The 14,802-nt window shown below is 69.0% G+C and carries 14 protein-coding genes; 3 read left to right on the forward strand and 11 right to left on the reverse strand.

Translation table 11 applies throughout. From position 1 onward, the window contains the following. Positions 1-38 precede the first annotated feature (38 nt). From ACFV4K_RS13310 to ACFV4K_RS13330, 5 genes are read right to left on the reverse strand one after another with little or no spacing between them, the layout of a single operon-like run. Positions 39-1,202 carry an acyl-CoA dehydrogenase family protein gene (locus tag ACFV4K_RS13310; RefSeq protein WP_379274658.1) on the reverse strand — a complete coding sequence of 388 codons (1,164 nt, stop codon included), beginning with the start codon at positions 1,200-1,202 and terminating at the stop codon, positions 39-41. 3 nt (positions 1,203-1,205) lie between these two features. Further along, positions 1,206-3,242 (reverse strand): acetyl/propionyl/methylcrotonyl-CoA carboxylase subunit alpha, encoded by a 2,037-nt coding sequence (locus ACFV4K_RS13315; RefSeq protein WP_379274660.1) that lies wholly within the window; start codon positions 3,240-3,242, stop codon positions 1,206-1,208. A 7-nt stretch (positions 3,243-3,249) separates the two neighbouring features. Next, positions 3,250-4,854 carry an acyl-CoA carboxylase subunit beta gene (locus ACFV4K_RS13320; RefSeq protein ID WP_379274662.1) on the reverse strand — a complete coding sequence of 535 codons (1,605 nt, stop codon included), beginning with the start codon at positions 4,852-4,854 and terminating at the stop codon, positions 3,250-3,252. Next, positions 4,851-5,999 carry an acyl-CoA dehydrogenase family protein gene (locus ACFV4K_RS13325; protein WP_379274724.1) on the reverse strand — a complete coding sequence of 383 codons (1,149 nt, stop codon included), beginning with the start codon at positions 5,997-5,999 and terminating at the stop codon, positions 4,851-4,853. Before ACFV4K_RS13325 ends, ACFV4K_RS13320 begins: the two co-directional genes overlap by 4 nt. A gap of 5 nt (positions 6,000-6,004) precedes the next feature. After that, on the reverse strand, positions 6,005-7,720 hold the full coding sequence (locus ACFV4K_RS13330; RefSeq protein WP_379274664.1) for an acyclic terpene utilization AtuA family protein: 1,716 nt from the start codon (positions 7,718-7,720) through the stop codon (positions 6,005-6,007). A gap of 168 nt (positions 7,721-7,888) precedes the next feature. Between ACFV4K_RS13330 and ACFV4K_RS13335 the strand changes: the two genes are divergently transcribed. Next, positions 7,889-8,047: a hypothetical protein gene (locus ACFV4K_RS13335; RefSeq protein ID WP_379274666.1), complete on the forward strand. Its 159-nt coding sequence runs from the start codon at positions 7,889-7,891 to the stop codon at positions 8,045-8,047. Here ACFV4K_RS13335 and ACFV4K_RS13340 read toward each other — a convergent pair whose 3' ends face one another. The 6 genes from ACFV4K_RS13340 to thiO form a co-directional block, all read right to left on the reverse strand. Next, positions 8,048-8,935 (reverse strand): adenylate/guanylate cyclase domain-containing protein, encoded by an 888-nt coding sequence (locus ACFV4K_RS13340; RefSeq protein ID WP_379274726.1) that lies wholly within the window; start codon positions 8,933-8,935, stop codon positions 8,048-8,050. 453 nt (positions 8,936-9,388) lie between these two features. Next, the gene (locus ACFV4K_RS13345; protein WP_379274668.1) at positions 9,389-10,207 is read right to left on the reverse strand and encodes an ABC transporter permease; all 819 of its coding nucleotides are present in this window, start codon (positions 10,205-10,207) and stop codon (positions 9,389-9,391) included. After that, positions 10,207-11,151, reverse strand: a complete 945-nt coding sequence (locus ACFV4K_RS13350) for an ABC transporter ATP-binding protein (RefSeq protein WP_379274670.1) — start codon at positions 11,149-11,151, stop codon at positions 10,207-10,209. Before ACFV4K_RS13350 ends, ACFV4K_RS13345 begins: the two co-directional genes overlap by 1 nt. A gap of 119 nt (positions 11,152-11,270) precedes the next feature. Further along, positions 11,271-12,035: a thiazole synthase gene (locus tag ACFV4K_RS13355; RefSeq protein ID WP_379274672.1), complete on the reverse strand. Its 765-nt coding sequence runs from the start codon at positions 12,033-12,035 to the stop codon at positions 11,271-11,273. After that, a complete protein-coding gene (gene thiS / locus ACFV4K_RS13360; protein WP_379274674.1) occupies positions 12,028-12,240 on the reverse strand; it encodes a sulfur carrier protein ThiS in 213 nt (70 codons plus the stop codon). The genes ACFV4K_RS13355 and thiS overlap by 8 nt, the downstream gene beginning before the upstream one ends. After that, positions 12,237-13,304 carry a glycine oxidase ThiO gene (thiO, locus tag ACFV4K_RS13365; RefSeq protein ID WP_379274676.1) on the reverse strand — a complete coding sequence of 356 codons (1,068 nt, stop codon included), beginning with the start codon at positions 13,302-13,304 and terminating at the stop codon, positions 12,237-12,239. Before thiO ends, thiS begins: the two co-directional genes overlap by 4 nt. A 153-nt stretch (positions 13,305-13,457) precedes the next feature. Here thiO and thiE point away from each other — a divergent pair, with 153 nt between their 5' ends. Then, positions 13,458-14,159, forward strand: a complete 702-nt coding sequence (thiE, locus tag ACFV4K_RS13370; RefSeq protein ID WP_379274678.1) for a thiamine phosphate synthase — start codon at positions 13,458-13,460, stop codon at positions 14,157-14,159. Between the two features lie 138 nt (positions 14,160-14,297). Continuing rightward, the gene (locus tag ACFV4K_RS13375) at positions 14,298-14,681 is read left to right on the forward strand and encodes a hypothetical protein (RefSeq protein ID WP_379274680.1); all 384 of its coding nucleotides are present in this window, start codon (positions 14,298-14,300) and stop codon (positions 14,679-14,681) included. Positions 14,682-14,802: the final 121 nt, after the last annotated feature.

Below are 14,802 nucleotides of genomic sequence, written 5' to 3' on the forward strand. Positions count from 1 at the left end.
GGCGGTGGCCGCGCGCACACCGCCACTCGTCACCGCGGTCAGTAGGACCGGGGCAGGCCCAGCGAGTGCTGGGACACGAAGTTGAGGATCATCTCGCGGCTGACCGGAGCCACCCGCGCGATGCGGGCGGCGGCCAGCATGCCCGCCAGGCCCACATCGGAGGTCAGGCCGGACCCGCCGTGGGTCTGGATGGCCTGGTCGAGCGCCTTGATACTGGACTCGGCCGCAGCGTATTTCGCCATATTGGCGGCCTCGGCCGCGCCGAAGTCGTCACCGGCGTCATAGAGGAACGCCGCCTTCTGCATCATCACCTTGGCCAGCTCGAGCTCGATCTTGACCTGGGCCAGCGGATGCGAGATGCCCTGGTGCGCACCGATCGGCACGCCCTTCCACACCGCGCGCTCCTTGGCGTAGGAGACCGCCCGGTCGATGGCGTAGCGGCCCATGCCGACCGCCATGGCAGCGCCCATGATGCGCTCCGGGTTCAGGCCCGCGAACAGCTGCGCGATGGCCGCGTCCTCCTGGCCGACCAGCGCGGTCGCCGGGAGCCGGACGTCGTCGAGGAACAGGGTGAACTGATTGTCCGGCTCGATGATGTCCATCTCCTGCTTCGTCTTCACGAAGCCGGGGGTGTCGGTGGGGACGATGAACAGGGCGGGCTGCAGATTGCCGGTCTTGGCGTTCTCGGTGCGGGCCACGATGAGCACGGCCTCGGCCTGGTCCACGCCGGAGATGAAGATCTTGCGGCCGTTGAGGATCCAGTCCTCGCCGTCGCGGCGGGCCGTGGTGGTGATCTTGTGCGAATTGGAGCCCGCGTCCGGCTCGGTGATGCCGAAGACCATTTTGCCGCTACCATCGGCCAGCTTGGTCAGCCACTCCTGCTTCTGCGCCTCGGTGCCGTACTTGGTGATGATGGTGCCGCAGATGGCGGGCGAGACCACCATGAGCAGCAGGCCGCAGCCCTGCGCCGCCAATTCCTCCTGGACGAGGGCGAGTTCGTAGATGCCCGCGCCACCGCCGCCGTACTCCTCAGGCAGGTTCACACCCAGGAAGCCGAGCTTGCCGGCCTCGTCCCACAGCTCGTCGAACGGCTCGCCCTTGCGGGCCTTGGGCCCGGCGTAGTCGCGGAAGTTGTACTTGGCGGCCAGCTTGGCCACCGCCTCCCGCAGCGCCTTCTGTTCGTCGGTCTCGATGAAACCCATTGCCTACTCCTGATCTTCGCTGTGGACGACGGCGAGCACCGTGCCGACTTCGACCTGCTGGCCGGCGGAAACGTTCAATTCGGTGAGCACGCCCGCGGCGGGGGCGGCGATGGTGTGCTCCATCTTCATGGCCTCCAGCCAGAGGATCGGCTGCCCCTTCTCGACCCGGTCACCCGCGGCCGCGCCCAGGCGGATGACCGCGCCGGGCATCGGGGCCAGCAGCGAGCCCTCGGCCACCTGGTCGGCCGGATCCTCGAAGCGCGGCAGGCGGCGCACCGCCACTGGGCCGAGCGGGGAATCCACCGCCACCAGATCGCCGTAGCGGGCGACCTCGAAGCGGCGGCGCACCGGGCCCCGCTCACCGGGCACCTGGAGGATCACCAGATCCGGTGTGGCCTCCAGCAATTCGAGACCCTCGTGGCCCTCGACCTCCAGGCCGGACCGGGCGATCCGGTAGCGCACGTCGTGGCGGCCGGTCAGGCGGGACTCGTAGGACTTGGACTGCGCCTGCGACGGCAGGTTGCGCCAGCCGCTGGGCAGACCGCCGCCGATCCGGGCCGCGCGCCGGTTGACGGCGGCGTCGGCGAGCGCGGCGGCCACGACGGACAGCTGCTCGTCCGCCTCGGAAACCAGTGGCGCGGACAGCTTCTCCAGATCGTGGGTGGCGAAGAAGGCGGTGTCGGTGTCACCCGCCAGGAACGCCGGATGCCGCAGCACCCGCACCAGCAGATCGCGGTTGGTGACCAGGCCGTGGATCTTGGCCCGCTGCAAGGCGGAAGCCAGCAGATGCGCGGCCTCGTCACGGGTCTCGGCGAAGGAGATGACCTTCGACAGCATGGGGTCGTAATGCACGCCCACCACCGAGCCGTCCACGATGCCGGTGTCCAGACGCACACCCGGCTCGGTCAGCACGGTGAATTCGCCCAGGGTGCCGGGGATGTCGAGGCGGTGCACCGGGCCGGACTGCGGCTGCCAGTCGTGGGCCGGGTCCTCGGCGTAGAGCCGCACCTCGATGGAGTGGCCCCGCATCTCCGGCTGCCGCGTGGGCAGCGGGCGACCGGCGGCCACCTGCAACTGGAGGCGCACCAGGTCCAGGCCGGTGACCTGCTCGGTGACCGGATGCTCCACCTGGAGACGGGTGTTCATCTCCAGGAAGAAGAAGTCGCCCTTCTCGTCGGCGAGGAATTCCACGGTGCCCGCGCCCTCGTAGCCGATGGCCTCCGACGCCAGCCGGGCCGCCTCGAACAGCCGCGCCCGCATCCCGTCGATCCTCTCGACCAGCGGGGACGGGGCCTCTTCGACGACCTTCTGGTGGCGGCGCTGGATCGAGCACTCGCGCTCGCCGACCGCCCACACGGTGCCGTGGGTGTCGGCCATGACCTGCACCTCGATGTGACGGCCGGTCTCCAGGTAGCGCTCACAGAAGACGGTCGGATCACCGAAGGCGGACTGGGCTTCCCGCTGCGCGGCCTCGATCTGATCGTTCAGCTCGGCTACATCGCGCACCACGCGCATACCGCGACCGCCACCACCGGCGGACGCCTTGATCAGCACGGGCAGCATGTCCGCGGTGACCTCGGCCGGGTCCAGCTGCTTCAGCACCGGGACACCGGCGGCGTCCATCATCTTCTTGGACTCGACCTTGGAGCCCATCTGCTCGATGGCCGCGACCGGCGGGCCGATCCAGGTCAGCCCGGCCGCCTGCACGGCCTTCGCGAATTCGGCGTTCTCGGAGAGGAATCCGTAGCCGGGGTGGATGGCGTCGGCGCCGGCGGCGAGCGCGGCCTCGATGATCAGCTCACTGCGCAGGTAGGTCTCGCCAGGAGTGTTGCCGGGCAGGCGAATTGCCGCGTCCGCCTCGGCGACGTGCGGCGAGTTCGCGTCGGCGTCGGAGTAGACGGCGGTCGTCGAAATGCCCATGCGACGGCAGGTCGCGAAGACGCGCCGCGCGATCTCGCCACGGTTAGCGACCAGAACGTTGGTGAGTCCACCCGTCGCCCCGCCGCCACCCCTGTAGGAATCGCTTCGCGATACAGTCATTTCGGCCTCACATCCGGAAGACGCCGAAGCCCTCGGCGCCCTTGATCGGGGCATTGTGAATGGCGGACAAGGCCATTCCCAATACCGTGCGGGTGTCGCGGGGGTCGATGACGCCGTCGTCGTAGAGGCGGCCCGACATGAACATGGGCAGCGATTCGGCCTCGATCTGCGCCTCGATCATGGCGCGCAGCCCGGCGTCCTGCTCCTCGTTGAACGGGATGCCGCGCGCCTCATTGGCCGCGCGACCCACGATGGAGATGACGCCCGCCAGCTGCGCACCGCCCATGACGGCGGATTTGGCGCTCGGCCAGGCGAACACGAAGCGCGGGTCGTAGGCGCGACCGCACATGCCGTAGTGGCCCGCGCCGTAGGACGCGCCCATGAGCAGCGAGATGTGCGGGACCTTGGAGTTCGAGACCGCATTGATCATCATCGCGCCGTGCTTGATGATGCCCTTCTGCTCGTACTCCTTGCCGACCATGTAGCCGGTGGTGTTGTGCAGGAACAGCAGTGGCGTGTTCGACTGGTTGGCCAGCTGGATGAACTGGGTCGCCTTCTGCGCTTCCTCCGAGAACAGCACGCCACGCGCGTTGGCGAGAATGCCGACCGGGTAGCCGTGCAGTTCGGCCCAGCCGGTCACCAGGCTGGAACCGTAGAGCGGCTTGAACTCGTCGAAGTCCGAGCCGTCCACCACGCGGGCGATGACCTCGCGCGGGTCGAACGGGATCTTGAGGTCGCCCGGCACGATGCCGAGCAACTCCTCCTGGTCGTACAGCGGCTCGATCACCTCGGTGAGCGGGCGGGCCGTCGGCCCCTTCTTCTCCCAGTTCAGGCGCTTGACGATCGAGCGGCCCAGCCGGATCGCGTCCTGCTCGTCGACGGCGAGGTAGTCCGCCAGACCCGAGACGCGTGCGTGCATTTCGGCACCGCCCAGCGATTCGTCGTCGGACTCCTCACCGGTGGCCATCTTCACCAGCGGCGGACCGCCCAGGAACACCTTGGAGCGCTCCTTGATCATGACCGTGTAATCCGACATGCCGGGGATGTACGCGCCACCAGCCGTCGAATTGCCGAACACCAGTGCGACAGTCGGGATTCCGGCCGCGGACAGCCGAGTCAGGTCGCGGAACATGCGTCCGCCCGGGACGAAGACCTCTTTCTGCGTCGGCAGATCCGCGCCGCCTGATTCCACCAGGCTGATGCAGGGCAGACGGTTCTCCAGCGCGATGTCGTTCATCCGCAGCGTCTTGCGCAGCGTCCACGGATTCGAGGTGCCGCCGCGCACCGTCGGGTCGGGCGCGACGATCATGCATTCGACGCCCTCGACGATGCCGATGCCCGCGATCACGCTCGCGCCGACATGGAAGTCGCTGCCCCAGGCGGCCAGCGGGGCCAGCTCCAGGAACGGCGAATCCTCGTCGATGAGCAGTTCGATGCGCTCGCGCGCGGTCAGCTTGCCGCGCTTGCGATGCCGCGCCATCTTGTCCGGGCCGCCGCCCGCGATGTTCTTGGCGTACTCGACCTCGACCTCGGCGAGCTTGGCGCTCATCGCCTCGGACGCGGCCTGATAGTCCGCCGAATTCGGGTCGACGGTACTGCGCAGAATACTCAAGACTGGAACCCCAATCGCTTGGCCGCGAGGCTGGTCAGAATCTCATTGGTGCCGCCACCGATACCGAGGATGCGGACATCGCGGTAGTGCCGCTCGACCTCGGACTCGCGCATGTAGCCGAGCCCGCCGAACAGCTGAACCGCCTGGTGGGCAACCCATTCGGCGGTCTCCACCGCGGTGTTCTTGGCGAAGCAGACCTCGGCGATCAGATCCGTCTCGCCCCGCGCGGCGCGTTCGGCCAGCACGTGGGTGTAGACCCGAGCCACGTCGATGCGACGAGCCATCTCCGACAGCGTGTTCTGCACGGCCTGGCGGCTGATCAGCGGGCGGCCGAAGGTCTCCCGGTCCCGGGTCCACTGCAGGGTCAGGTCCAGGCAGCGCTGCGCGTGACCGTACGCCTGCACGGCCAGACCCACCCGCTCGCTCACGAAAGCCTGTGCGATCTGGGCGAATCCGCTGTTCTCCGGACCCACCAGGTTCGAGGCCGGCACCCGCACGTCGACATACGAGAGCTCGGCGGTGTCGGAGGCCAGCCAGCCCATCTTCTCCAGCTTGCGGCTGACCGTGAAACCGGGCGTGCCCTTCTCCACCGCCAGCAGCGACACACCCGCCGCGCCCGGACCGCCGGTGCGGACCGCGGTCACCACGTAGTCGGCGCGCACACCGGAGGTGATGAAGGTCTTGGAGCCGTTCACGATGTAGTCGTCGCCGTCGCGCACCGCGGCGGTGCGCAGATGCCCGACATCGGAGCCGCCGCCCGGCTCGGTGATGGCCAGCGAGCCGATCTTCTCCCCCGCCAGCGTCGGCCTCACCCAGCGCTCGATGTGCTCGGCATTGCCGGAGGCGATGATGTGCGGCACCGCGATACCGCAGGTGAACAGGGATGCGAACAGGCCGCCCGAGCAACCCGCGTAATGCATCTCCTCGGCCACGATGGCGGCGTCGATGGCGTCACCACCGGAACCGCCCGCGGACTCGGGGAACTGGATGCCCAGCAGGCCCAGCGCGCCCGCCTTCTTGTGCAGCTCCCGCGGGATCTCGCCGTCGCGCTCCCAGCCGTCCAGGTAGGGCAGCACCTCGCGCTCGGCGAAACCACGGACGGTGGCGCGCAATTCGCGACGCTCCGGGGTGTTCCAGGGACTCACGTAACTCATGGCAGCAGCTCCACGGGAATCTCGACGTGCCGGGCTCGCAGCCATTCCCCGAGCCCCTTGGCCTGAGGATCGAAGCGGGCCTGATAGGCCACGCCCTCGCCGAGCAGGCCCTCGACGATGAAGTTCAGCGCCCGCAGGTTCGGCAGCACGTGCCGGGTGACCGGCAGGTCGGCGGTCTCGGGCAGCAGGCGGCGCAGCTCCTCGACGGTCAGGGTGTGGACCAGCCAGCGCCACTGCTCGTCGGTGCGCACCCAGACGCCGATATTCGCGTTGCCGCCCTTGTCACCACTGCGAGCCAGGGCGATCGTGCCCAGTGGGGCGCGGGTGGCGGCACCGGACGGAAGCGGCTGCGGCAGTTCGGGTTCCGCGACCACGTCCAGTTCCAGAGTCTCTCCGGCGGGCGCGATCGCCACCTCGGAGCCGTCCGCCAGCACGGCGGTGTGCGGGATCTCCTTGGAATCCACGTATCCCGGCGTGAACACGCCGTACGGACCGCCATTGCCGGGCGGGGCCGTCAGCGAGAAGCCGGGGAAGCTGGCCAGCGCCAATTCCACCGCGACACTGGAGAACGCGCGCCCCACCTTGTTCGGGTCGGGGTCGCGGACCACGCAGCGCAGCAGCGCGCTGGCCTGCTCCTCGGTGTCGGCGTCGGGGCGGTCGAGCCGCGCCAGCGTCCAGTCCAGTTCGGCGGGACGCACCGTCAGCCACGACTCCAGCTGACGCTGCGCCAGCGCGGCCTTGGCCTCGATGTCCAAACCGGTGAGGATGAACTGCATTTCGTTGCGGAAGCCGCCGATGGTGTTGGTGGACACCTTGGTTCGCGGCGGCGGGGCCTCACCGGTCACGCCGCTGATCAGCACCCGATCCGGGGCCTCCTGGCTCACCTGGATGCTGTCCAGGCGGGTGGTGACGTCCGGGCCCGCGTAGCGCGCGCTCTGGATCTCGTACATGAGCTGCGCCTTCACCGTGTCCACGGTGACCGCGCCGCCGGTGCCCTCGTGCTTGGTGATGACGCTGCTGCCGTCGCGGCGCACCTCGGCGATCGGGAAGCCGGGGCGGCCCAGATCCGCGATCTCGGTGAAGAAGGCGAAATTGCCGCCGGTGGCCTGGGTGCTGCACTCGATGACGTGCCCCGCCACCACCGCACCCGCCAGGGCGTCGTAATCGGTTCGGGCCCAGCCGAAGTGCGCGGCCGCCGGGCCGACCACCACGGAGGCGTCGGTGACCCGGCCGGTCACCACGATGTCGGCGCCCGCGGTCAGGCATTCGGCGATGCCCCACGCGCCCAGGTAGGCGTTGGCGGTCAACGGCGCGCCCAGGCCCAGTTCACCGGCGCGGGCGAGCAGGTCGTCACCGGTCACGTACGCGACCTTCGGTGCGAGACCGAGCTTTTCGGCAACCTCGCGCACCCGCTGGGCCAGGCCCGCCGGGTTGAGGCCGCCCGCGTTGGCGACGATCTTGACGCCCGACTCCAGGGCCAGCCCGAGGCTGTCCTCCAGTTGCCGCACAAAGGTTTTGGCGTAGCCCAGGTTCGCGTCCTTCATGCGGTCGCGACCCAGGATGAGCATGGTGAGCTCGGCCAGATAGTCGCCGGTGAGCACGTCGAGCTGACCGCCCTCGAGCATCTCCCGCATGGCGCTCATGCGATCGCCGTAGAACCCGGAACAGTTGCCGATCCGGATGAGATCCGGAGTGTCGGCGAGCTGACTCATGGAGGGCCTCCCTGTGTGCGCCCGAAGCCGGCGCAGCCTCGGTGCTGCGGTCGGTTACAGGGTCACATCAGGAACAGAAAAAATCAAGCCCGCGTGCTTGTTATTTGCGGAAATACCAGGTCAGGGCCGGGTAGCGGGGTGGCAGCAACCGTCAGGCAGACTGAACGGGTGTCCACAGACGTCAGCGCGCTCATCCTGCTCGCCCTCGCCGGATTCCTCTTCGGCGGCGCGTACTCGCTGTTCAAGACCTCACGCCCACTGGCCGTGACACTCGCCGTCTGTGGCGTGCTCGCAGCAGTGGGCGCGATCCTGTGGATGGCGAACTAGCTATTCCGCTTCGAGGCGGAAGATGCGCAGGTCTTCGGGGACGCCGCTGAGCGGGGCTGCGAAGAAGCTGCGGCGGTAGGGCTTCACGCCCAGGCCGAGTTCTTCCAGGGTCTCCGACTTCAGGGCGTCCAGGGTGGCACCCGAGAGCATGGTGTTGCCGTTGCCGCCCGCCTCCATGACGCGAGCCGCGATGTTCACGTCGATGCCGAGCCAGTCGCCGCCGATCTCGCGGGGGCTGCCGGTGTGCAGGCCCAGGCGCATCTGCGGGCGGTAGCCGTCCACCGACACCGCGGACAGGTTCTCCTTGGCGGCGATAGCGGCTCGGACGGCCCGGTCCGCGGACGGGAAGACGGCCATCACACCGTCACCCATGCGCTTGACCACCTGGCCGCCCCGATCCACGATCGGCGGCTCGATGGCCTTGGCCACCCGGCGCAGCAGGTCCAGGGTCACCTCGTCGCCCGCCGCCAGCGACCAGCTGGAGAAGGCCACCAGGTCGGTGAACATGATGGTGATCTCGTCGCTGCCGCGGCCCTTGCCGACCCGCTCCAGCATGGCCTGCCACACCTGCAGCGCGCCCAGCCCCAATTCGCGTGCGGCACTGGGCGAATCGCCGACCAGCTTGTCCGCCGCACGGGCCACCGCGCGCACCCCGCCCGGCCCGGAGACCGAGAGCGGATCGCCGAAACCCGGGTCACCGGGCAGGTTCTCGCGCGCCTTACGGATGGCGCCGATGATGTCGCCGCGCTGATTGGCGGCATTGACGAGGGCCGAGAGCTGGCCCGGGAAGCGGCCGCGGCGGCGCGGCTGCCCATCGAGCTCGTCCGGGTCCTCCGGATCCTCGGAAAGTTCTGCGGGGATCAGCGGGATGACCACATCCGGGTCGATACGCGGTTGGTCGCGCCCCCGGTTCCCGCCCGTGTCACGCGAGCGGTTGTGATCGGTCCCCAGTCCGTCCGTGCGGTTCGCGTCTTTGGCGCGGTCTCCGCCGTCGGAGGGTCGTTCGCTCACGCCCAGAGCGTATCCCAGCGCTCCGTCATGGGATGGATTAACGATTGCCACCGGACACCTCCCGATCGGTGCTAGCGGCCACATCGTTGGACCCGCCGAAGGTTTGAGTGTTTTGGTTGCTGAACCGATGCTACCGACCGTCCAGTGCAACGCGCCACACCACCACGGCCCGAATCAAACGTTAGCTGGACCACACTTTCGGCCCGGTATGAACCACCCCGCCGAATAACATCGGCCCGATACGGAATCCGTATCGGGCCGATGCGCGCCGCCGTGCCGGGCAGTGGCCGGCGGCTCCCCGGGCAGGGTCTATATCACTCGTAAAACGAGTCAGGCATCGCGTTTGTTCACCACGAAGAGCGCGGCTCCGAACACGACTGCGACGAAGGCCGCAAAGTAGATGAGACCACCCCAAGGACCCCAATGCCAATACTCGGATTTCTCGTCCACGGTTCCGAGGAACAGGCCCGCGTTCTGGAAGGGCAGCAGCACCTGGATTTCGCGGCCCACCTTGCCGAACGCGCCGACCATCGGCTCCAGGATCACCGGCCACACGATCAGTAGCGAGAGCGCGCCCGCCGACTGCCGGACCAGGGTGCCGACGCCCACCGCCAGGAAGACGATGAGCAGGATGAAGATCGGGACCGCGTAGAAGACCCGCAGGTCACCACTGGTGAGGCTGAGATGGGCGCCCGCGTCGTGGGTGACCATCGCCTTGAAGATGAAGAAGCCGAGGAAGGTCAGCACCAAACTCAGCAAACCCATAGCAACACCAATCAGGCCCGCTTTGGTGAGCAGCACGGTGGTCCGGCTCGGGGTCGCCAGGAAGGTCGTCTTGATGGTGCCGAAGCGGTACTCACTGGTGACCGCCAACGCCGCCAGGATCATCACCATCAGGTAGCCGAAGCCCGGCATACCTTGCGCCAGACCCGTGATACCCAGCCCCGCGATCGAGTTCTCCGCGTACGGCGCGTCCGAGGGATGCATCTTGCCCTCGGCCAGCTGGTCCTGGAACACCCGCCACGACGCGTTCAACGCCAGGCTGAACAGGGCGGCGATCCCCAGCGCGAACACCGCCAGCAGCACCGTGCACCACACCGGCGACTTGGTCGAGGTCAGTTTGATTCGTTCCGCGGTGAGCACTCCCATCAGAGGCCACCTCCCATCACCTGATCGAAGCCTTCGCCGTGGTACTGCACCGCACCACCGGTCATGCGCATGAACGCCTCCTCCAGCGACGCGCGCTGCGGGGACAGCTCGTAGAGCGTGATGTCATTGGCCCCGGCCAGCTTTCCGACCGCGTCACTGGTCACACCCGCCACCATCAGCGCCGGGCCGTCGGCCTCCGCGCCGTCCTCGCGCACCGTCATGCCGTTCGAAGTGAGCAGGCTGCGCAGCTGATCCAGCTGCGGACTGCGCACGCGCACAGACTGTTCCGACGCCTTCTCGATGAAATCCTTGGTGGAGGTGTCGGAGATCAGCCGACCGCGGCCGATCACGACGAGATGCTCAGCGGTCTGCGCCATCTCGGAGAGCAGGTGACTCGACACCAGCACGGTGCGGCCCTCCGACGCCAGCCGCTGCATGAAACGGCGGATCCAGAGGATGCCCTCCGGGTCCAGTCCGTTCACCGGCTCGTCGAACAGCAGCACCTGCGGGTCGCCGAGCAGCGCGCCCGCCAGGCCCAGCCGCTGCGACATGCCCAGCGAGAAGCCGCCCGCGCTCTTCCCGGCCACCTCGTTGAGGCCGACCAGGCGCAGCACCTCCTCCACCCGGGACTGCGGAATGTCATTGGACGCGGCCAGCCAGCGCAGATGCGAGCGCGCGGAACGATTGGGGTGCACCCACTTCGCGTCCAGCAGCGCGCCGACGGTGTCGAGGGGACGTTTCAGGTCGTGGTACGGCTTGCCGTCGATGAGCGCGGTCCCCGAGGTCGGGGTGTCCAACCCCAGGATCATGCGCATGGTGGTCGACTTACCCGCCCCGTTCGGGCCGAGAAAGCCGGTCACCTGCCCCGGACGGACCGTGAACGACAGATCCGACACCGCGACGGTCTGGCCGTAATGTTTGGTCAGGCCTCTCAGTTCGATCATGCTGCCCAGTCTTCCCCATGTAGTGAGCGCGCACTATCGCTAAAAGGTCGCGCGTCGCTCATCCTCGGGGATGATTACGGCCCGGACCCGGCTCCGGGTTCAGACCGCGGACCGGGCAATCAGAAACCGGGCGAGGAAGCCTGCGCCCAGAAGCGTTTCGGGATGCGGCCCGCCTGGCGGGCCAGCCAGCCGCCCTCCACCGCGCGAGCCATGGCCGCCGCCATCACCGCGGGCTGACGGGCGCGAGTGACCGCGGTCGCCAAAAGGACCGCCGAACAGCCCAGTTCCATCGCCAGGGCGGCATCGCTGGCGGTGCCGATGCCCGCGTCCAGGATCACCGGGACGCCCGCGGCGGCCACGATCATCTCGATATTGTGCGGATTGCCGATGCCCAGTCCGGTGCCGATCGGCGAACCCAGCGGCATGACCGCGGCGCACCCGACCTCCTCGAGGCGCTTGGCCAGCACCGGGTCGTCGGTGGTGTAGGGCAGCACCGTGAAGCCGTCGTCCACCAATTGCTCTGCGGCGGAGACCAATTCGATGGCATCCGGGAGCAGGGTGCGCTCGTCGGCGATGACTTCCAGCTTCACCCAATCGGTTTCGAGAGCTTCGCGGCCCAGCTGCGCGGTGAGCACGGCCTCGGCGGCGGTGCGACAGCCCGCCGTGTTCGGCAGCGGGGCGATCTCCAGGCGCTTGAGCAGGTCCAGCACGCCGGTGCCGCCGGCGGCGTCCACCCGGCGCATGGCGACCGTGGTCAGCTCGGTGCCCGACGCCAGCAGCGCCTCCTCCAGCACGGCCAGGTTCTCCGCGCCGCCGGTGCCCATGATCAGGCGCGAACCGAACTCGCGGCCCGCGATGACCAGCGGCTCGACCGCGCTAGCCACCCTGCACCGCCGTCAGCACCTCGATCTCCCAGCCGCGGCCCACCGGCTCGTCCCAGCGGGACTTCGGGAAGACCGCGCCGTCGATCGCCAGCGCCACGCCCTGACACGGCAGGTTCAGGCGCCCCAGCAGCTCGCGGACGGTGAGCTCCTCCGGGAACACGTGGTCCTCACCATTGACGGTGACGCCGACCGGAATTGCGGTCATCGAACTCCTCCTGAGATGAAACGGTGCGGGTCCGCGGCTCGCGCCTCGGGCAGCTCGGTGTCGGCGAGCAGGGCCAGTACGGCGTCCGCCGTGACCGGGGTGTCCAGGATGCCGTTGCGGCCGTGGCCCGCGGCCACGATCACCGTGTCGTCGAGGTATCCGATCAACGGCAGATTGTCCGGCGAGCCGGGACGCGAACCCGCGACGGCCTCGGCGAACTCGTATTCGCCCAGGCCCGGCAGGACGGCCTCGGCATCGGTGATCAGGTCCCGGACACCGGCGACGGTGACGGCGTTGTCGAACCCGACTTCGTATTGTGTTGCACCCAGCACGATCCCGTCAGCCCTCGGCACAAGATATATAGGGCGGCCGTGCACGCGGGCCCGGATCACCCGGCTGGGCGGGACGGGGGCGCTCGGGCGGCGGCGCAGGCGCAGGATCTCACCCTTCACCGGACGCACCGGCAGGCCCGGCCACAGCTGCGCGGAGGCGGCGCCCGCGGACAGCACGACGCGGTCGTGCGGCAGCGCCGCCAGGTCCTCGATCCGCTCCCGGCGGAACTCGACCCCGGCCTCGAGGCAGGCGAATTTCAGCGCGTTCACCAGGGCCCGGTTGTCGACGGCGGGTTCGGCGGCGGCCAGCAGTCCGGCGCGCACGCCGCGCCCCAGGCTCGGCTCGGCCGCCCGGACGCCCGCGCGATCCAGCAGGCTCAGCTCGTGGCCGCGGGCGTTCACCCAGTCGGCGATGGTGCGCAGGTCGGCGGCGTCGGCGGCATCCAGGGCGACGGTGAGGGTGGCGTCGGCGACGAAGACATCGGTCCCGGTGACGGCCTTCAGATCACCCGCGAACCCGGGCCAGCGGACCAGCGAGGCGGCGCCGAACGCGAGGGCCGCGTCCTCCCCCGGCCAACCCTCCGACAGCGGCGCGAGCATCCCGCCCGCGACCCAGGAGGATCCGGTACCCGAGGCCGGGTCGAAGAGGGTGACGGTCCAGCCCGCTCCGGCGGCCCGCCAGGCCACCGACAGTCCGATCACACCGCCGCCGACGACGGCCAGAGTCCGCATGTGAATCCACCTAACTCGTCCCCGCGTTCCCGGGGACCCGCATATATCCGATGCGAAACATCGGCCGCGAGGAAATGTCGCGAGTCGCCACACCGGGCGTTTTCCCTCGGGTCGTTTCGACCCGACAACCGTAGCGCGACTACCGTCACCCCTGTGCAACCCTCCCACCCGAACCGGCCCGCCACCCCACGGGAACGCCTCGCCACCGCGCGGCTCTACCTGTGCACCGACGCCCGCCGCGACCGGGGCGACCTGGCGGACTTCGCCGACGCGGCCCTCGCCGGCGGCGTCGACATCATCCAGCTCCGCGACAAGGGTTCCGCCGGTGAGAAGCAGTTCGGCCCGCTCGAGGCGAAGGCCGAACTCGCCGCCCTCGCCGAACTGAAGGCGGTGGCCCGCCGCCACGGCGCCCTGGTCGCCTGCAACGACCGCGCCGACATCGCCCTCGCCGCCGGCGTCGACGTCCTCCACCTCGGCCAGGGCGACCTCCCGCCCTGGTACGCCCGCCAGATCCTGGGCCCCGACGTGGTCCTGGGCCGCTCCACTCACAACCGCGCCCAAGCCGGTCTGGCCGCCATCGACGAACACATCGACTACTTCTGCACCGGCCCGGTCTACGCCACCCCCACCAAACCCGGCCGCACCCCCGCCGGCCTCGACTTCGTCCGCTCCACCACGGACTCCCACCCCACCCGCCCCTGGTTCGCCATCGGCGGCATCGACGAGCACACCCTCCCCGAAGTCCTCGCCGCCGGCGCCACCCGAATCGTCGTCGTCCGGGCCATCACCGCCGCCGACGACCCTCGAGCCGCCGCCCGCGCGATCAAGCAGCGCATCCTGGAGAACGACCAATAGCACCGATCTCGAGTGCTGTTGGTCGGCGCGAGCTTCCGTCGTGCCATTGGAACTGGCGGCATTTCAAAGATCCGGATATCACCTAGGTTCGGCTGCGATGGTGATCAATCCGATCGCCGCATCCTTCGGAGGTCGCCAATGCTCGCAAGTTCTGTGGTACGCAATGGATTCGGCGCGCTACTGCTGACCGCCACCGCGGTCGGCAGTGTCATCACGGCCGCGCCCGCACAGGCGTCGGTCACCCGCATCTGGATCCAGCAGGTCAGCGACGCCCAATCCAACCTCGCCGCGGACGTCGACAGCACCGCCCCCGTGTCCTTCTACGACAACGGCAAACTCATGCCGGGCAGCCCCGCCACTCCGGTCACCATCGACGGCAAGCACTACTGGGCCAGCGTCCCCCTCTTCGCTGGCGGCGTCCACAGCGTCACCGTCAAACAGGGCGACACCCAGCTCTCCGCCACCTTCCTCTCCACCGGCAGCGGCGAACCGAAACAGATCGGCAGCGGCAGTGCCGGCTGACGCGCCAGGGTCGATTCACCCATCGGCGACCACAACGCGAACACTCGAGCGTCGTGGGTTCTCGCAGTCGACACGCGATCCGCTGCATCACATGGTCAGGCCGCTGGGACCGCCGCGTGAA

Origin of the sequence: Nocardia sp. NPDC059764 (genome assembly GCF_042732555.1) — a bacterium.
GTDB lineage: Bacteria > Actinomycetota > Actinomycetes > Mycobacteriales > Mycobacteriaceae > Nocardia.

Excerpts from the sequence above, each read along its gene's own strand:
- ACFV4K_RS13315 (WP_379274660.1), bottom strand. The coding sequence starts at position 3,242 with ATGACTGTATCGCGAAGCGATTCCTACAGGGGTGGCGGCGGGGCGACG.
- thiO (WP_379274676.1), bottom strand. The coding sequence starts at position 13,304 with ATGCGGACTCTGGCCGTCGTCGGCGGCGGTGTGATCGGACTGTCGGTG.
- ACFV4K_RS13330 (WP_379274664.1), bottom strand. The coding sequence starts at position 7,720 with ATGAGTCAGCTCGCCGACACTCCGGATCTCATCCGGATCGGCAACTGT.
- ACFV4K_RS13350 (WP_379274670.1), bottom strand. The coding sequence starts at position 11,151 with ATGATCGAACTGAGAGGCCTGACCAAACATTACGGCCAGACCGTCGCG.
- ACFV4K_RS13345 (WP_379274668.1), bottom strand. The coding sequence starts at position 10,207 with ATGGGAGTGCTCACCGCGGAACGAATCAAACTGACCTCGACCAAGTCG.
- ACFV4K_RS13310 (WP_379274658.1), bottom strand. The coding sequence starts at position 1,202 with ATGGGTTTCATCGAGACCGACGAACAGAAGGCGCTGCGGGAGGCGGTG.
- thiS (WP_379274674.1), bottom strand. The coding sequence starts at position 12,240 with ATGACCGCAATTCCGGTCGGCGTCACCGTCAATGGTGAGGACCACGTG.
- ACFV4K_RS13375 (WP_379274680.1), top strand. The coding sequence starts at position 14,298 with ATGCTCGCAAGTTCTGTGGTACGCAATGGATTCGGCGCGCTACTGCTG.